Raw genomic sequence first — 16498 nt, 5'->3', positions numbered from 1 at the left:
GAGGAAGCTGTGACTACTCTCGAATACACTTCGGAAGAAACTCAGGTTGCACCGCGCGTCGTCCCCGTCTCCAAGGGGCGCATTATTGTCAGCTGGATCACTTCCACTGACCACAAGACCATCGGGTACATGTACCTGATCGCATCATTCATTTTCTTCTGTCTCGCAGGCGTGATGGCTCTGGTCATCCGTGCCGAGCTGTTTGAACCCGGCATGCAGATTGTGCAGACCAAGGAACAGTACAACCAGCTGTTCACCATGCACGGCACGGTCATGCTGCTGATGTTCGCCACACCGCTGTTCTCCGGCTTCGCCAACGTCATGATGCCGCTGCAGATCGGGGCTCCCGACGTCGCGTTCCCCCGACTGAATGCCCTGGCTTTCTGGTTCTTCCTCTTCGGCAGCACCATTGCCGTTGCCGGCTTCATCACTCCGCAGGGTGCCGCCTCCTTCGGCTGGTTCGCCTATGCGCCGCTGTCCAACACCACGTTCTCGCCGGGGGTCGGCGGGGATCTATGGGTGTTCGGCCTGGCTCTGTCAGGTTTCGGAACCATCCTGGGTGCGGTCAACTTCATCACCACCATCATTTGCATGCGTGCCCCGGGCATGACCATGTGGCGCATGCCGATCTTCACCTGGAACACGCTGGTTACGGCCATCCTGGTCCTCATGGCGTTCCCGCCCCTGGCAGCTGCACTGTTCGCACTGGGTGCGGACCGGCGGTTCGGAGCACACATCTTTGACCCCGAGCGCGGCGGTGCCATCCTGTGGCAGCACCTGTTCTGGTTCTTCGGCCACCCCGAGGTCTACATCATCGCCCTGCCGTTCTTCGGCATTGTCTCGGAGATCTTCCCGGTCTTCAGCCGCAAGCCGATCTTCGGCTACAAGGGCCTTGTCTACGCAACGATCGCCATCGCTGCCCTGTCCGTCACCGTGTGGGCCCACCACATGTACGTCACCGGCGCCGTCATGCTTCCGTTCTTCGCGTTCATGACCATGTTGATTGCGGTGCCTACGGGCGTGAAGTTCTTCAACTGGATCGGCACGATGTGGCGGGGATCCATCACGTTCGAGACGCCCATGCTGTGGAGCATCGGCTTCCTCATCACGTTCCTCTTCGGCGGCCTGACGGGCATCATCCTGTCCTCGCCGCCGCTGGACTACCAGGTCTCTGACACCTACTTTGTGGTGGCACACTTCCACTACGTGATCTTCGGAACCGTTGTGTTCGCCATGTTCGCCGGCTTCTACTTCTGGTGGCCCAAGTGGACCGGAAAGATGCTCAACGAGCGTCTGGGCAAGATCCACTTCTGGATGCTGTTTGTTGGCTTCCACGCCACGTTCCTGATCCAGCACTGGCTGGGCGTCATCGGCATGCCGCGCCGCTACGCCGATTACCTGGTGGAAGACAACTTCACGCTGATGAACCAGTTCTCCACCTACGGCTCCTTCCTGCTGGGTGCGTCCATGATTCCGTTCTTCTGGAACGTCTACATCACCTGGCGCCACGGCAAGAAGGTTGAAGTTGATGACCCGTGGGGCTTCGGCGGATCGCTCGAGTGGGCCACGTCCTGCCCGCCGCCGCGCCACAACTTCACCTCCCTGCCCCGGATCCGTTCGGAACGTCCCGCACTGGACCTGCACCACCCTGAACTGCAGCAGACCGTGACCGATGATTCGGCCGCCGGCAAGGTTCTGGGCGCTGCTGATCGTAAGGAGAAGGCCAAGTGAAGGTAGAGACCAAGCTCTTCGCCTATATGGCACCGTTCTTCCTCGTGGTGGGCGTTGTCTACGGCTACATGGTCGAGTGGATGGAACCCGTGGGCTACCTGGCCCTGTTCCTGACCGCGGGCATGTCCGCCATGATTGCCTTCTACATCGGTTTCACCGGCAAGCGCGTCGGCCCCCGTCCGGAAGACCGGCTCGACGCCGAGATTCATGAGGGTTCCGGCGAGCAGGGTTTCTTCAGCCCCTGGAGCTGGTGGCCGCTGCTGCTCGGCCTGTCCGCCGCAGGCGGTTTCCTGGGCATGGCAGTTGGCTGGTGGGTCCTGTTCATCAGTGCAGGCCTGGCGCTCATCGCGCTGGTCGGCTGGGTGTACGAGTACAGCCGCGGTGCCCACGCCCACTAGGGCTTTGCACCACAACATAACTGCATAGAACTAGGTACAAAGGGTCCGCAGGAAACTGCGGGCCCTTTGTCGTGCGCCCGGGCGGCGGTGCTCGGGGTGCCGGGCGGAGTCCGGCCCGGGACACGAAGGCCCGGGGATCCGGCTATTCTTGGAGGAGCACCAGCACGAAGGGAAGGGACCGCATGCGCGTCGGAACGGACTCCGGGACCGGGCAAAGATGACGGAGCAGGCCCTGCGCGGAATGCAGGAGACTATCGACGCCGGAACAGGCGTGGCCAAGCATCTGCAGCTGCAGAGCATCCTGCGGCGTTTTGTGGAAGAGCAGGCGACGGCGGGTGCAGCGATTCCGTCAGAGCGTTTGCTTGCAGACCACTTTGGTGTGGCCCGGATGACGGTGCGGCAGGCCATCGATGCTCTGGTGGCGGATGAGGTTCTGGAACGGGTGGTTGGTCTTGGCACCTTTGTTGCCCGCCCCAAGCTGGACCTGCAGGTTAAGCTCACGTCCTACAGCGAGGAGATGGCCCGCCGCGGCATGGTTCCCGACGCGCGTGTCCTCAGCTTCGAGCAGGTGGGCGCATCCCGTCTGGTGGCGCGTGAGCTCCAGATCGATCCGGGCCAGCCGGTTGTCCGCTTCCGCCGGCAGCTGCTCGCCGACGGCGAGCCCATGAGTGTTGATGAGAACTTCATCCCGGCTGTCCATGTTCCGGGAATGCTTGACGAGGAGCCGCCCACCTCCCTCTACAGGGTGCTGAGTGAACGCTACGGAATGGTGATGGAGTGGGGAGAGGACACCATCGAAGCGACTGCTGCTTCGGCTTCCACCGCGCGGCTGCTCAATGTTGAGCTCGGCGCGCCCCTGCTGAAGATTCAGCGCCATGCCTACGTGTCCCGGACCATGGTGGACTATTCCGTCTCCTACTACCGCGCTGACCGCTACAAGCTCTGGGTGCCCCTGCAGCGGCCTGGAATGCGTACACCCCGCTCCTACCATCCGCACCGGCACCAAGGCTCCTGAGGGCCCTGTAACCGGGTTCCTGCTCCTGTTCCTGCCCTCCGCAGCCAGTCGCAGAGGGCAGCGGGCCGGAACCCCAATGACCAACACCAGCCAGAAAGGCTACCTACATGAGCATCACCGTGATGTACCGGCGCGACAACAAGGGGGTTCTGCACTTCCGCGAAGCGATGTATGACGAGGATTCCCAGGAGTTCATGCTCAACCAGGGCAAGGTTGGATTCATGGGATCAGGCAGCGCCACTGCCGGAGTCGACGAAGCCGCTGCCGACGCTAAGTTCGCCGCCTTTGCAGCTAAGTCAGCCGAACTGGGCTATGCGGAAATTCCCGCTGAGGAACAGTTCTGGGTTGTTGCACAATACGCGCTCAAGTCCGCCGAGGGCACGGAACGCGACCGGTATCTCGAGTACAAGGCCCGGACCGCACTGGCGTCCTACTTTTCCTGGCGTGGACTGGGCACGGTGGAGGAGAGCGAGTTCACTGCCGGAAAACTGAACATATTCTGTCTCGTCCCGGACGTGCCCAAGGCGGTCAAGGGCATGCTGGTGGTGCTTCGGGACGCCAATCTGGACTTCACCAAGCTGGGGATCGGTTCCGCCCCGGTTGCCGAACCGTCTGCGTTCAAGCGCAGGCACCCGCTTCCGGCAAAGAGCCCGTTCACTCTGGACTAATAACTTACGCTGGATTAAAGACAGACAAGCTTGAGGGGAGGTCCCCGGCAGATGCCGGGAACCTCCCCTCAAGCTTTTGCAGCGGTAACCGGACAAGAGCCGGGGCCACAAGACAAAAGGAGCCGGCCAGCATTTGCTGGCCGGCTCCTTTAGCCGTACTGGGTATCAGTGCTCAGGACTACCGATTCGTGATGGAATTCTGGTCTTCCTCAGCCGCTTCAACTTCAGCGGGTGATTCGTGATGGTGCGCATCTTCGAGCTCGCGCGGTGTGACGGGAGCAACGCGGTCTTCGAAGAAGAACCTTGACAGGCGGCCGCGCAGCTTCTCCTTGCCCGAGACCTTGCCGCGGGCGTCCGGCTGGGCCGGAATCGCTTCGGGGGAGTCAAAGTCAACGAGCTTGTAGCGCTTGAACTCGTCCACAGGTTCGTGAACCTCGATGTATTCACCGTGCGGCAGACGGACAATGCGTCCGCTTTCCACACCGTGGAGAACGATCTCGCGGTCCTTGCGCTGCAGCGCCAGGGCGATGCGTCGAGCCACGGCGAAACCGATCAGCGGTCCGAAGATCACCAGGAAGCGCAGCCAGTACGTCACATCGTTCAGTGACACGTGGAAGTGCGTGGCGATGAGGTCGGAGCTGGCGGCAGCCCACATGGTGCAGTAGAAGATGATGCCGGCAACGCCGACGCCGGTGCGGAACGGAGCGTTGCGCGGACGGTCCAGCAGGTTGTGGACGCGCTTGTCCTTGGTCAGCCAGGCTTCGATCCACGGCCAGGTGAACAGCAGCGTGAAGACGATGCCTGCCGGTACCAGCGCCGGGAAGAGAACGTTGAAGGACAGGGTGTTGGTGCCCCACGGGAACGGAATGTTCCACTCCATCGGGATGTTCCCAATCCAGCCCGGCATCAGGCGCAGTGCGCCGTCAACCCAGCCGATGTACCAGTCAGGCTGGGTACCGGCGGAAACGGGGGAGGGATCGTAGGGGCCGTAGTTCCAGATCGGGTTGATCGTGAACAGGCCGGCGATGATGGCGATGATGCCGAAGACGATGAAGAAGAATCCACCGGCCTTTGCAGCGTAAACCGGACCAACCGGGTAGCCCACTACGTTCATGTTCGTACGGCCGGGGCCGCGGAACTGAGTGTGCTTGTGGATGACAACCATGAACAGGTGGATGGCAATCATCAGCAGGATCAGGGCGGGAACCAGCAGGATATGGAGCATGTACAGGCGGCCGATGATGTCGGTGCCCGGGAACTCCCCTCCGAAGAGGAAGAAGCTGATGTACGTGCCAACCACCGGCACCGACTTGATGACGCCGTCGATGATGCGCAGGCCGTTGCCGGACAGCAGGTCATCGGGGAGGGAGTAACCGGTGAAGCCTGCAGCCAGGGAGAGGATCAGCAGGACACCGCCCACCACCCAGTTCAGCTCGCGGGGCTTGCGGAATGCGCCGGTGAAGAACACGCGGAGCATGTGCACGGAGACGGCGGCTACGAAGAGCAGTGCCGACCAGTGGTGCACCTGGCGCATGAAGAGGCCGCCGCGGATATCAAAGGAGATATTCAGCGAGGACTCGTAGGCCACGGACATCTCAACGCCCTGCAGCGGAACATAGCTTCCGTGGTAGTGCGTTTCGGCCATGGACGGGTCGAAGAAGAACGTCAGGAAGGTGCCCGAGAGCAGCAGGATGACGAAGCAGTACAGCGCAACTTCACCGAACATGAAGGACCAGTGATCCGGGAAGACCTTGCGGCCGAACTCCTTGACCATGGCCGAACCGCTGACGCGGGAGTCGACGAAGTTGGTGACGCGGCCAAGACGGGTCTTGGGCTCATAGGGGGTAGCGGAGGGAACACTCATGGTTTAGCCACGCTCCCAGTAGCTCGGTCCAACGGGTTCATGGAAATCGCTGGTGGCGATCAGGTAACCGTCTTCATCGACTGCGATGGGCAGCTGCGGAAGCGGGTGAACGGCCGGTCCGAAAATGACCTTGCATTCCTGCGTGAGGTCAAAGGTGGACTGGTGGCAGGGGCACAGCAGGTGGTGGGTGTGCTGTTCGTACAGCGCCACCGGGCAGCCAACGTGGGTGCAGATCTTGGAGTAGGCGACAATGCCGTCCACGTTCCAGTCTTCGCGTCCGGGGGAGGGGTTGAGCGATTCCGGGTCCAGGCGCATGAGCAGGACAACAGCCTTGGCCTTTTCCTCCAGCTTGTGCTCGGATTCGTTCAGGCCCTCGGGAATGACGTGGAAGGCCGAACCCAGGGTTACGTCCGAAGCCTTGATCCGGGTTCCGCTGGGATCGCGCGTCAGGTGCACGCCGTCGGCCCACATCGTGTGCCGCAGGGTGTCTCCGGGCAACGGGCCGAGGTCGCGGAAGACCGCGATGGCCGGAAGCGGTGCCAGGACCATTGCGCCCAGAAGCGTGTTGCGGATCAGCGGACGGCGCTTGATGCCCGTTTCCTCGATGATGTCGCCCACCATCTTCTCGGCAATAACACGGTCTTCCTCGGGACGGATTTCATGCCGTTCCTCGGTGACTTCGTGGTCCGGCATGAGCGTCTTGGCCCAGTGCACAATACCGACGCCGATACCCAGCATGGCGAAGGCGGTACCCAGCCCCAGGAGCAGGTTCTGCACCCGGATGTCGGCAATGGTGTGGCCGCCTTCGAGCTTGATGCCGAAGTACCCGATGAAAAACACGAGCGTACCGATGATGGAGATGACGAACAGTGCCGCCACCTGCTTTTCGGCGCGCTTCTCAGCCTGGGGATTCGTATCGGCCAGGCGAGGACGGTGCGGAGGAAGACCGGGATTCCGGAACTTCTCTTCGCCGTCCTGGCCAGCCGTAGCGACGGTGCCCGAGGTGTTCGGACTGCCGTGACTATGGTCGCCCATGATCCCCCTCATCCTTCTCTTGAAACTGCATTTATAGACCTATGTGTAACTGTGATGTCACCCCGGGGGGTGAGCGCGGGTGATGTCTAGGAAGACCGGGAGGTCAACCAAATGGTGAAAGCAATGACGAGGCCGAGGCCTGCCGTCCAGATGAACAGGCCTTCGGAAACCGGACCCAGCGAGCCGAGTTCGGCACCGCCCGGGGAGCCGTTGGCTTCGATGTTCTTCAGGAAGGCGATGATGCTCTGCTTGTCCTCGGGGGAGACGTTGGCGTCGTTGAAGACGGGCATGTTCTGCGGGCCTGTGACCATGGCCTCGTAGATGTGCTTCTCCGAGACGCCCTCCAGGGAGGGAGCGAACTTGCCCTGCGTCAGGGCACCGCCGGCGCCTGCTGCGTTGTGGCACATGGCGCAGTTGACGCGGAACAGCTCGCCGCCCTCGGCAGCGTTGCCACCGGCTGCGTCGACGGTTTCAGCGTCCGGCACGGCAGGACCGGCACCGAGGCTTGCCACGTAAGCGGCAAGCTGGCTGGTCTGTTCTTCAGTGAACTGAACGGGCTTCTGCTGTGCCTGCGGGCCCTGCATGGCCATGGGCATACGGCCGGTGCCGACCTGGAAGTCGACGGATGCGGCTCCCACGCCGATGAGCGAGGGACCGTTGGCGGATCCCGATGCGTCCATGCCGTGGCAGGTGGCGCAGTTGGCGATGAAGAGCTTCTCGCCCTGGTCTTCGTCATCGGCCGTGTAGGCGGTGCTGGCAGCCTGGGCCTCATTGGCCCCGCTGACAGCTGCGTAGAGCCCACCCGTAACGAGGAGTCCCAGCAGCAGCAGCGCAACTGCTGCTAGGGGATGACGTCGCCTTTGCGATAGTGCCTTCACTTGGTGGTTCCTAACTTGTGTGGTCTTTGGTGTGCTGGTGCCACTGTGGATTTCTTTGGTAATTGCCGACTCAAGCAGGTGTTACTTGAGGAAGTAGATGATGACGAACAGGGCAATCCAGACTACGTCCACGAAGTGCCAGTAGTACGAGGTCACGATCGCGGAGGTGGCTTCAAAGTGTCCAAAACGCTTCGCTGCGTAGGCACGTCCGATGATGAACAGGAACGCGATGAGTCCACCGGCGACGTGGAGGCCGTGGAAGCCCGTGGTCAGGTAGAACGAGGAACCGTAGGAGTTCGAGGAGATCGACACCCCTTCGGTAACGAGCATCGCGTATTCGTAAGCCTGGACGGACACGAAGACTGCACCCATGAGGAAGGTGAGGAGGAACCACTCGACCATGCCCCAGCGGGAAACTTGGAAGAGTCCTCCCGTGCGGCGCGGCTGAAGACGTTCTGCGGCAAAGACGCCGAACTGGCAGGTAACGGAACTAAGAACAAGGATCACCGTGTTCGCCAACGCAAACGGAACGTTGAGCTTCTCGGTCTCCATGGCCCACAGATCGCTCGAAGTGGAGCGAAGGGTGAAATACATGGCGAAGAGAGCGGCGAAAAACATCAGTTCGCTGGCCAGCCACACTACGGTTCCGACGGAAACCATATTGGGGCGGTTCAGCGTGGGGTGAGCCGGGGTACTGGGGGCATGGGTCGCTGTTGTCACATAGACATTATGGACGTAAAACTCTCCAGTTCTCCAACAGATATAGACGGTCGGCGCGTCAAAATAGTGCCGAAACCCCGCGGATCCCAGTAACGGCGCGGAAGTGGCTCGTCAGAAACAAATCCGCTTTTTCTACGATTCGTAGATAACCTAGGGGATGTGACTACGAATCCGAGCTCCGAACACACTTGGCCGATGCTCATCAACGCCCTGATTTTGCGTCAGGATCTGCGCACTGAGCAGACGCGATGGGCAATGAATTCCATCATGGCCGGCGAAGCCTCGGACGCCCAGATGGCAGGCTTCCTGGTGGCCCTGCGGTCCAAGGGGGAGACGGTTCAGGAACTGACCGGCCTGGTGGAGGCCATGCTGGAGAACTCCCGTCCCATCGATATTCCGGGGGAGACCCTGGACATCGTGGGCACGGGAGGTGACCGGCACAACACAGTGAATATCTCCTCCATGGCAGCCCTCGTCTGCGCCGGGGCCGGAGCGAAAGTGGTCAAGCACGGCAACCGGGCAGCGTCGTCGTCGTCGGGCTCCGCTGACGTCATAGAGGCACTCGGGGTGCGCCTGGACCTCCCCGTAGACCGGGTGGCGGAGGCAGCGGCCACGGCCGGCATCACCTTCTGTTTCGCTCAGGTCTTCCATCCGTCCATGCGGCACGCAGCTGTGCCGAGGCGGGAAATGGGTGTGTCCACTGCCTTCAACTTCATGGGACCGCTCACCAACCCGTCCCGCCCCGCCGCTTCCGCGATCGGGGTGGCCGATGCTCGGCTGGCACCCCTGATGGCCGGAGTCCTGGCGGCCCGCGGAGTTCGCGCCCTCGTCTTCCGCGGGGATGACGGCCTGGATGAAATGACGACGACGGGCGCCTCCACCGTCTGGGAAGTCCGTAACGGGGCCGTAGAGGTGTCAACGGTGGATCCCCTGGACCTCGGGATCCCCCGGGCGACTCTGGGCGATCTGCGGGGCGGGGATGCTTCCGCGAACGCCGCAGTGGTGCGCAGTGTGCTGGCCGGTGACAAGGGGCCGGTCCGTGACGCCGTTGTCCTCAACGCCGGTGCCGCGCTGGTTGCACTGGACCCGCAGGCGGACGCGGGCCTGCCGGAACGTTTGGCGGAGGGGATCCGCCGTGCAGAAAAGGCGATCGACTCCGGTGCTGCCCAGGCGGCTCTTGACCGTTGGATTGAGGTCACCCAGTAGTACCGGGGGAAGAAAAACCTGGTTTCTATTCAGCCGTTTTGGTCCCGCCGGGTGCGTCGGTTTTCGCGTCCGAAATCTGCCCCCATAACGACAGATATGGTGCCCGACATCATCCGAGAAAGGCCCTTACCCACCCTGGCCGGGGGAGGTAAGGGCCTTATGAATTGTTATGAAATCGTGTTCCGCCTGCCGCTATTTTGTGATATGCAACGCGGAATCAGGCGATGTCAGCTATCGAATCCCAGGGAAAAAGCGGCGTCCAAATCGTGCTTGGAGTACGCGCGGAAAGCGATCTGGGTGGTTGTGCCGATGACGCCGTTGACCTTGGAGAGCCGGTTGGCGATCGCGTCGGCGAGATCCTCGTGGCGGCGTACCCGGGCGATGGCGATGAGGTCCCATTCGCCGGTGACTGAGTAGACCTCACTGATGCCTTCGATCTCCGAGATCTCCTCGGCACACTCGGGGATGCGGGCGGAGTCAGTCTGGATGAGGACAAAAGCGGTGATCATGGTGAGCCTTTCGAAAATGCTGGCTGGGGTGGAGGCTGATGCTTCGGTGCTGGAGGCCGCACTACTGCGAGCCTATCGGAAGCACCGGCGCTTGCTGCAGGAAGAAGCAGCGGGTCAGCGCTTCCTACGGGCCCACAGATGCGCGGCCGCGCGCGGAATCAGCAGGAAGGCGCCGAGGACGCACAGTGTCACGACGGCGAAGCTCAGGGCGACGCCGCCGCCGAAAAGCGCCCGCACACCGAGTCCGGCAACCACGGTGATGAGCCACAGGGCGACACCTGCCGGCCACAGCGACGCCGGGGAGTTCCAGCGGGCCAGGAGTACCCAGCCGGCCAGACAGGCTGCCAGGAACGGAGAGGCGGTGACGAGGATGCCGGCCGGATCCAGCCCGTGCTCGTGGGTGTCCCGTCCCAGCGCCGCGAACAGGATGATGAGTACGACGTCGAGGGCTAGAATCACTGTCCTGCTGCTGTGGCCGCTGCTGCGGCCGGTGCGGGACGGGGACTCAGCGGCAGAGGTGCCGGGGGAGGCGGTGTTGGTCCCGGTGCGGGGGTCATTCATGGCTGCTGCTCTCCGGCATCTTCGCTGCGGTGCTGCCGGACGTAGGGTTCCAGGAGCTCGGTGACGCGTGCATTCACGGCCTGCTGCGGTGTGCCTGACTCCAGCTGCTTGGTGGCTGTGTGAACAATGCCGTTGATCAGTTCCGCCGTGGCCGCCGGGTCCTCGGCGCCCAGCTCGCGGAGCGTGCCGACCAGCGGATCCAGAAGTTGTGAATGCATGATGGCGCTTTGGGTGTTTAGTTCCTCACTGGGCGCCACGGCGGCCAGTGCATTGCCCACGGCATGCTCGCCTTCGGCAACCAGGGCAATATTGGTCAGGACGTAGGCGAGAATGCGGTCGGCCGGTTCGGGCTGGGCACGCATGGCTTCTTCCACCCGCTGTGCCCAGCGGGGAAAGACATCCAGGACAAGTGCATGCAGGAGGTCCTGCCTGGACTTGTAGTACTGGTAGGCACTGGGGCGGGCGAGGCCCGCCAGCGCGGCCACATCGGCCATGCTGGGAGCCTCACCCGTTCGTGCCAGCAGAGTGCGTGCCGCATCAAGAAGCGCCCGTTGCTGGGCCGCACGGTGTTCTGCGACCGTGGGGGCGGTTATGCGGGGCACATGCTCTCCTGTTACTTGCTGTGTTTGATATCTAGCTGATGAGCCGTCCGTCAACCATCTCCACCACGCGGTGGCAGTGGTGGAGAACGTCATGATCGTGCGTCACCATAACTGTAGCAACGCCGCGCTCAGCGGTTTCGCGGGCCAGCAGCGCTACGACCTCCTGGCTGCGGCGCCGGTCCAGGGCAGCCGTGGGTTCGTCCACCAGCAGCAGCGGCGGACGGGTCACGAGGGCCCGGGCAATTCCCACGCGCTGGCGTTCACCGCCGGAGAGCTGGTCGGGCCGGCTCTTGAGCTTGTGGTCCATTCCAACTGCTGCGAGCAGCTCCCGCGGGTCGAAGCTCTTCTTGCCGAACGCCATCCGGTGCACCAGTTCCAGCTGCTCACCGGCCGTCAGCGCCGGAATCAGGTTCCCGGACTGAAAGACAAAGCCGATGTTACGCAGCCGGAAGCGGGCGCGGGCAGCACTGTTCAGCGTTGCGAGGTCTGTTCCGTTGATGGAGATGGTTCCGGCGTCGGGGCTGGTGAGAGCGCCGGCCGCGGCGAGAAGGCTCGACTTGCCGGCTCCGGAGGGTCCGACGACGGCGACAAGCTCGCCCGGGCGAACCGTGAGGGAGACCTTATCCAGGGCCTGTACGGTGGCGTCACCGTCGCCGAGGGCCAGGCTGGCTCCCTCGATCACCAGCCCCAGGGCAGTGTCCGTGATTGGTTCGGTCGTTGTATTCATCGCTGTCCTCCCAGAGCAGCCAGGGGGTCAACCCGGGAAATTCGAATGATGGCGGCGGCGGCGCCGATCAGTCCCAGCAGGATGGTCAGAGCCGTGGCGAGGCCAATGGGGCCGGCTTCCAGGGCGAACGGCATGGCAGTGCCGGACAACCCGGCACCCATGCCGAGGCCAAGCAGCACGCCGGCGGCGGTGAAGCCAACCAGGACGATGGCAGCTTGGGCCAGACCGTCGCGCAGCAGGTAGCCGGTTGAGGCGCCGATGGCACGCAGGACGGCCAGTTCGTGCTTCCGCTGAACGGTCCACACGGTGAAGAAGGCTCCGACAACGAGTGCGCAGATGGCGTACAGGAAAACCTGGATCATCTGCAGGGTCAGGGTTTCTGCACTGTAGCCGGGGGACGCGTTGAAGGATTCCTTCAGGGTGGACGTGACGGTTCCGGCAGCTTCGTCACCTGCAGCGAAGTCAATATCGGCACCGTCCTCGGCGAGCAGCGCCACGGTGCTGGCCGTGTTGAATGACGTATCGGCGGTGTCGGCCTCCGAGGGTGCCCCGGGGGCCGCATCGCCGCCGGCAATGTACTGCCAGGTGCTGAGGGGAAGGTAGGCAACGGTCACGTGCCCGAAGGTGGCCTGATCGGCTGTGTAGCCAACCACGGTCAGCTCCGTGCCGATCCGCTCCAGGGTGACAACGGAGCCCAGCTCCAGCCCTTCATCGGCTCCCGTTGGGGAGACAACAATCTCGTTCGGCGCGGACACCGCGCGTCCCTCACCGATTTCCGGCGCGAGGAAGGCATCGGAATCAACACCGAAGAGGGAAAGGTCAACCTGGGTGCCGTCACCGGTGGTGCCGTTCATCATGGAAGCACCCATCAGTGTGACATCCGCAATGCCGGGCTGGCTGCGCCATGCTTCGGCCTGGGACTCATCGACGACGCTTCGCGAGAACGCGTTGTCGGTCTTGGTGCCTTCATTGAAAGCGAAAGCTGTGGCGGGCATGGACTTGAGCCCGGAGACGCCGTCATTGACGAGACCGGAGGACAGGCCGGACAGCAGGACCATCAGGATGGCGATGAGGGCAATGACGCCGCCCATCAGGCCAAACCGGGCCCTGGCGAAGCGCAGTTCACGCAGCGCTAAAAACATGGGAATCTCCGTGGGTTGTGGATACATATGCCAACACTGTGTCAGCATCATGCCAACATCGTGTCAGAAAATTGCTGTGGAGGGCAAGTTTGGGCCCGGCTCTCTTGTGATGGAACTTCACAGGGGGCGCGTCCCCCTCCGCTCTGGCCTGGACGCCGCCCTTCTGCTGTTCTTGAAGGATGCCTCAGCACCTGCACCAGGCCTGGCACCGTTTGGCGCATTCACGGCTGCTGAGGTGGGCGGCCGCTGTACTGGCTGTCGTGCTGGTAGTCGAATACATCGTCCTGCCGCAGCTGGCTGGATCGGGGAATATTGTTTCCGCCGTCCTGGGATTGCCGGTCATCCTTGTTCTTCTCGCCGTACTCCTGGAGACGGGATCACTGGCCAGCTACAGCTGGCTCACCCGCGAGGTACTGCCGGGAGAGGAGCGTCCGGGATTCTTCACCCTGTTCCGCATTGATCTCGCAGACCTGGCCGTCAACCACACCGTTCCCGGCGGCGGGACGACGTCGGCGGCCGCCCGCTTCCGCCTGCTTACCCGGTGCGGAGTGCAGTCAGAAAACGCGCTGAGCGCCGCGACCGTCCAGGTGGTTGGAGCCAATCTGGTGCTGGCCGGTCTGTTCAGTGCGGGACTGCTGACGGTTCACAGCACCTCTGCGGCAGGACGCTATCTCAGTACTGCCGGGGCCGTGGTCCTGGTGCTGCTGGTGTTGTCCGTGGCCGTGCTCACGGTGCTGGACCGGCATTTGGACGGAGCTGTCCGCATCGCAAGCAGTGCGGCCCGAACCATTAGGGTGATTTCTCCCGCCTCAGCCGAGCAGTTTGTGCGGACGATCGCTGCCGAGGTTCAGATGTTCCGCGGGGACCCGCGCAGGTTCGCGGCAGCGGTGGTCCTCGCCGCGCTGCGTTATGTGCTCGACGCTGCGTGCCTCTGGGTTTTCCTCGCCGCCTACGGGCACGTCCTTCATCCCGCAGAACTGCTGCTGGCCTATTCGCTCGCCAACCTGGTGGCCCTGGCGCCGCTCACCCCGGGCGGCCTCGGGTTGGTGGAGGGAGTGCTGGTGCCCATGCTCGTGGCCTTCGGCGCGCCGGACCATGCTGCCGTCCTCGGAGTGCTGTCCTGGCGGCTGGTGCAGTTCTGGCTGCCGATCCCTGCGGGGGGCCTTGCGTACCTGTCCCTGCGGCTGGGCATCCTGCGCCGCAAGCAAAAGCAGCCCCGGAACAAGAGTTCCGGGGCTGCTTCGACGGTTGTCCGACAGAAGTAACAGCCGGTCAGGGGGTACCTGCTACGCGCCCCAGATGTCGTCTCCGCGCAGCGTGGCGTCTGCGCCGCCGTCGGTGTAAATGGTCTGACCCGTGGTGTGCGTGTTCTCTTCGCTGGTCAGCCAGGCGAGCAGGCGTGCAATGACAATGGGATCGGAATGCCCGTTCAGCGGCATGGGGACTGAGGAGTCCACCATTTCGCGTCCCTCGGGGGTGGACAGCAGTTCCTTGGTCATTGCCGAGAGTACGGTGCCCGGGGCTACGGCGTTCAGGGGGATGCCGGCGCCGGCCCAGGTGTCGGTGACGCTTGCGCGGCGAACCCAGCGGCTGAGTGCCCGCTTGGAGGAGGGGTAGTTGAGGTATCCAACGCGGGGACCCTGCTCGGCGAGGGCTGCACCGATTTCCAGCGCGCGGGCCTCGTCGCCTGCCAGCATTGCGTCAACGAGCTCGGGGGAGTTGGGCTGGAGTGACGCCATGGAACTGACGACGGCCGCCCGCGGCGCATCGCTCTTGGCCAGCGTGGGGGCCAGCATTTCGAGGAATTCGGTAACTCCGAAGAAGTTGACGGCAACCGTGATGGGCGCGGGTGCAGAGATGCCTGCACAGGCAATGACTGCATCCACCTTGCCGCCGGCGAGCTCCACAGCCTTGTCAACCGCTGTGCGGCGGCCTTCGGCAGTGCTCAGGTCCGCTTCGACCTCAGCACCGCGAAGATCCACTCCCACAACGGTGTTGCCGCGTTCGCGCAGCAGTTCGGCTGTAGCGGCGCCGATTCCCGATCCTGATCCAGTGACTATGTATGTGCGTGCCATGACTCCAGATTACGCCAGCGGCACGTGCGGTTTTGACTGACGTGATTTGTGCACCAATCGCCTGAAACCCAGGTCAGCGGGCGGCGCTGACTAGTGCAGTTCACTCTGCCAGCCGGGTGGAACTTTTTCAGCGGGCCCGGGCACGCTCTGGCTCAGCGGATGGCTTAGCGGCGGCGCGAGCTCCGGGCCCGCAAAGACGGAACTGGTCCGGTAATCCCAGAACCAGTCTTCCCCGGGTTCATAGCTGCGGATCACCGGATGGCCGGTTGACTGCTCGTGGCCGGTGGCATGCTGTCCCGGAGAGTTGTCGCAGCAGCCGATATGGCCGCATTCGGCACACCGGCGCAGGTGGAACCACCAGCCCCCGTCCGCACTGCATTCCACGCAGCCCGGCCCGGACGGCGGCACTGAAACGTTGATGCCGGATGAGTCGTACATAGGTGCTCACTCCTCGGCGGCCACCCCCGTTCTCCAACGGTAGCCAAGCCGGTGCGCGGGTAACAGAGGCCAGCCCCCGCCACGACCCGTCAGTCGTCCGGCAGTCCCACCATCCGGGCGCTTTCTGCCCACAGCCGGGCGGACAGGGCTGCGTCGTAAGCGTCCTTATTGGCGGTGGAGATTTTGCACTTGTAGTAATACTTGCCGGGCTGCCAGTCCTGTCCCGGGTCCGCAGTGGCCAGCCACACCAGCGTGTCTGCGCCCTGCTCGGGGGAAATCAAAAAACGGTTGAGGACCGTCCGGTACACCAGGCGCATCATTGTGGTGGATTCAGCGGCGAAAGATGTTGCCACCGCGCCGGGATGAAAGGCCGCGGTTGAAATGCCCCGGGCGCGGTACCGGTCATCCAGCTCCCGGGTGAACAGGATGTTGGCCAGCTTCGCGTTTCCGTACGCGCGGTTGGGCGTGTAGTTTCGGCGGGACTCCAGATCGTTGATATCGAAACGGGCGAAGATGCTGTTGGCCGCGCTGGACGTGTTGACGACGGTTGCCTGTGATTCCGTCAGCCGGTCCAGCAGCAGATTGGTGAGCAGGAACGGGGCCAGATGATTCACCTGCAGTGTCTTTTCGTGGCCGTCCTCGGTTTCTTCACGCCGGCCCATGATGCCGCCGGCATTATTGGCGAGGACGTCGATGCGCGGATAGCGCTCCAGCAGTGTGGCAGCCAAGGCGCGAACGTCGTCGAGCCGGGCGAAATCCGCCAAGTAATAGTCGGCGCCGCCCAGATCCCGGGCTACGGCGGCGGTCTTCTCCGGCGACCGGCCGACGACGACGACCCGGTTGCCTAAGCTGTGCAGGCTGCGGGCTGCTGCGGCACCGATGCCGTCGCTTGCCCCGGTGATGACGATGGTTCGCTCTGGCACAGGGTG

18 protein-coding genes are annotated in these 16498 nt (G+C 63.2%); 6 read left to right on the top strand and 12 right to left on the bottom strand.

Features of this window, described 5'->3' with window-relative positions:
* The first annotated feature begins 9 nt into the window (after positions 1–9).
* The 4 genes from ctaD (at position 10) to CXQ89_RS10365 (ending at position 3812) form a co-directional block, all read left to right on the top strand.
* The gene (gene ctaD, locus CXQ89_RS10380; RefSeq protein ID WP_104161182.1) at positions 10–1731 is read left to right on the top strand and encodes a cytochrome c oxidase subunit I; all 1722 of its coding nucleotides are present in this window, start codon (positions 10–12) and stop codon (positions 1729–1731) included.
* Entirely contained in the window at positions 1728–2129 is a 402-nt protein-coding gene (locus CXQ89_RS10375) for a cytochrome c oxidase subunit 4 (protein ID WP_104054102.1), read from the top strand. The genes ctaD and CXQ89_RS10375 overlap by 4 nt, the downstream gene beginning before the upstream one ends.
* A gap of 241 nt (positions 2130–2370) precedes the next feature.
* Positions 2371–3144 carry a GntR family transcriptional regulator gene (locus CXQ89_RS10370; protein WP_237686922.1) on the top strand — a complete coding sequence of 258 codons (774 nt, stop codon included), beginning with the start codon at positions 2371–2373 and terminating at the stop codon, positions 3142–3144.
* 107 nt (positions 3145–3251) lie between these two features.
* The gene (locus tag CXQ89_RS10365) at positions 3252–3812 is read left to right on the top strand and encodes a hypothetical protein (protein ID WP_104054103.1); all 561 of its coding nucleotides are present in this window, start codon (positions 3252–3254) and stop codon (positions 3810–3812) included.
* Between the two features lie 178 nt (positions 3813–3990).
* Here CXQ89_RS10365 and CXQ89_RS10360 read toward each other — a convergent pair whose 3' ends face one another.
* The 4 genes from CXQ89_RS10360 to CXQ89_RS10345 form a co-directional block, all read right to left on the bottom strand.
* Complete coding sequence (locus CXQ89_RS10360) at positions 3991–5676, bottom strand: ubiquinol-cytochrome c reductase cytochrome b subunit (RefSeq protein WP_104054104.1); 1686 nt, start codon at positions 5674–5676, stop codon at positions 3991–3993.
* 3 nt (positions 5677–5679) lie between these two features.
* The gene (locus CXQ89_RS10355) at positions 5680–6711 is read right to left on the bottom strand and encodes a ubiquinol-cytochrome c reductase iron-sulfur subunit (protein ID WP_104054105.1); all 1032 of its coding nucleotides are present in this window, start codon (positions 6709–6711) and stop codon (positions 5680–5682) included.
* Between the two features lie 86 nt (positions 6712–6797).
* The gene (locus CXQ89_RS10350) at positions 6798–7589 is read right to left on the bottom strand and encodes a cytochrome c (RefSeq protein WP_104054106.1); all 792 of its coding nucleotides are present in this window, start codon (positions 7587–7589) and stop codon (positions 6798–6800) included.
* A gap of 81 nt (positions 7590–7670) precedes the next feature.
* Complete coding sequence (locus tag CXQ89_RS10345) at positions 7671–8309, bottom strand: heme-copper oxidase subunit III (protein WP_104054107.1); 639 nt, start codon at positions 8307–8309, stop codon at positions 7671–7673.
* Between the two features lie 195 nt (positions 8310–8504).
* Here CXQ89_RS10345 and trpD point away from each other — a divergent pair, with 195 nt between their 5' ends.
* Positions 8505–9515: an anthranilate phosphoribosyltransferase gene (gene trpD, locus CXQ89_RS10340; protein WP_181032327.1), complete on the top strand. Its 1011-nt coding sequence runs from the start codon at positions 8505–8507 to the stop codon at positions 9513–9515.
* A gap of 227 nt (positions 9516–9742) precedes the next feature.
* Here the strand turns inward: trpD and CXQ89_RS10335 are convergent, their stop codons facing one another.
* From CXQ89_RS10335 to CXQ89_RS10315, 5 genes are all read right to left on the bottom strand, one after another.
* The gene (locus tag CXQ89_RS10335) at positions 9743–10024 is read right to left on the bottom strand and encodes an Lrp/AsnC family transcriptional regulator (RefSeq protein WP_104054109.1); all 282 of its coding nucleotides are present in this window, start codon (positions 10022–10024) and stop codon (positions 9743–9745) included.
* A gap of 114 nt (positions 10025–10138) precedes the next feature.
* Positions 10139–10585, bottom strand: a complete 447-nt coding sequence (locus tag CXQ89_RS10330; RefSeq protein ID WP_104161180.1) for a DUF3054 domain-containing protein — start codon at positions 10583–10585, stop codon at positions 10139–10141.
* A complete protein-coding gene (locus CXQ89_RS10325) occupies positions 10582–11187 on the bottom strand; it encodes a TetR/AcrR family transcriptional regulator (RefSeq protein ID WP_104054111.1) in 606 nt (201 codons plus the stop codon). Before CXQ89_RS10325 ends, CXQ89_RS10330 begins: the two co-directional genes overlap by 4 nt.
* Before the next feature lie 31 nt (positions 11188–11218).
* Positions 11219–11914, bottom strand: a complete 696-nt coding sequence (locus CXQ89_RS10320) for an ABC transporter ATP-binding protein (RefSeq protein WP_104161179.1) — start codon at positions 11912–11914, stop codon at positions 11219–11221.
* Positions 11911–13056 (bottom strand): ABC transporter permease, encoded by a 1146-nt coding sequence (locus CXQ89_RS10315; RefSeq protein WP_104054113.1) that lies wholly within the window; start codon positions 13054–13056, stop codon positions 11911–11913. Before CXQ89_RS10315 ends, CXQ89_RS10320 begins: the two co-directional genes overlap by 4 nt.
* Before the next feature lie 179 nt (positions 13057–13235).
* On the opposite strand from CXQ89_RS10315, the gene CXQ89_RS10310 reads away from it, so the two are divergent.
* Complete coding sequence (locus CXQ89_RS10310; protein WP_104054114.1) at positions 13236–14321, top strand: lysylphosphatidylglycerol synthase transmembrane domain-containing protein; 1086 nt, start codon at positions 13236–13238, stop codon at positions 14319–14321.
* Positions 14322–14342: 21 nt separating this feature from the next.
* Here CXQ89_RS10310 and CXQ89_RS10305 read toward each other — a convergent pair whose 3' ends face one another.
* The 3 genes from CXQ89_RS10305 to CXQ89_RS10295 all read right to left on the bottom strand — a co-directional run bounded on the left by CXQ89_RS10305 (position 14343) and on the right by CXQ89_RS10295 (position 16492).
* Positions 14343–15131: an SDR family oxidoreductase gene (locus CXQ89_RS10305; RefSeq protein WP_104054115.1), complete on the bottom strand. Its 789-nt coding sequence runs from the start codon at positions 15129–15131 to the stop codon at positions 14343–14345.
* Positions 15132–15221: 90 nt separating this feature from the next.
* Entirely contained in the window at positions 15222–15569 is a 348-nt protein-coding gene (locus tag CXQ89_RS10300; protein WP_104161178.1) for a UBP-type zinc finger domain-containing protein, read from the bottom strand.
* A gap of 89 nt (positions 15570–15658) precedes the next feature.
* Positions 15659–16492: an SDR family NAD(P)-dependent oxidoreductase gene (locus tag CXQ89_RS10295; protein ID WP_104161177.1), complete on the bottom strand. Its 834-nt coding sequence runs from the start codon at positions 16490–16492 to the stop codon at positions 15659–15661.
* Positions 16493–16498: the final 6 nt, after the last annotated feature.

The organism is Arthrobacter sp. ZGTC212, assembly GCF_002929255.1.
In the GTDB taxonomy this organism is placed as follows: Bacteria; Actinomycetota; Actinomycetes; order Actinomycetales; family Micrococcaceae; genus Arthrobacter_B; species Arthrobacter_B sunyaminii.
Note: the sequence above shows the minus strand (reverse complement) of the source record. Positions and strands in the feature narration are given on the sequence as shown.

Coding starts and splice junctions, on each gene's coding strand:
- CXQ89_RS10355 (WP_104054105.1), bottom strand. CDS start 6,711: ATGGGCGACCATAGTCACGGCAGTCCGAACACCTCGGGCACCGTCGCT.
- CXQ89_RS10315 (WP_104054113.1), bottom strand. CDS start 13,056: ATGTTTTTAGCGCTGCGTGAACTGCGCTTCGCCAGGGCCCGGTTTGGC.
- CXQ89_RS10370 (WP_237686922.1), top strand. CDS start 2,371: ATGCAGGAGACTATCGACGCCGGAACAGGCGTGGCCAAGCATCTGCAG.
- CXQ89_RS10310 (WP_104054114.1), top strand. CDS start 13,236: ATGCCTCAGCACCTGCACCAGGCCTGGCACCGTTTGGCGCATTCACGG.
- CXQ89_RS10320 (WP_104161179.1), bottom strand. CDS start 11,914: ATGAATACAACGACCGAACCAATCACGGACACTGCCCTGGGGCTGGTG.
- CXQ89_RS10305 (WP_104054115.1), bottom strand. CDS start 15,131: ATGGCACGCACATACATAGTCACTGGATCAGGATCGGGAATCGGCGCC.
- CXQ89_RS10300 (WP_104161178.1), bottom strand. CDS start 15,569: ATGTACGACTCATCCGGCATCAACGTTTCAGTGCCGCCGTCCGGGCCG.
- CXQ89_RS10335 (WP_104054109.1), bottom strand. CDS start 10,024: ATGATCACCGCTTTTGTCCTCATCCAGACTGACTCCGCCCGCATCCCC.
- CXQ89_RS10360 (WP_104054104.1), bottom strand. CDS start 5,676: ATGAGTGTTCCCTCCGCTACCCCCTATGAGCCCAAGACCCGTCTTGGC.
- CXQ89_RS10365 (WP_104054103.1), top strand. CDS start 3,252: ATGAGCATCACCGTGATGTACCGGCGCGACAACAAGGGGGTTCTGCAC.
- trpD (WP_181032327.1), top strand. CDS start 8,505: ATGCTCATCAACGCCCTGATTTTGCGTCAGGATCTGCGCACTGAGCAG.
- CXQ89_RS10330 (WP_104161180.1), bottom strand. CDS start 10,585: ATGAATGACCCCCGCACCGGGACCAACACCGCCTCCCCCGGCACCTCT.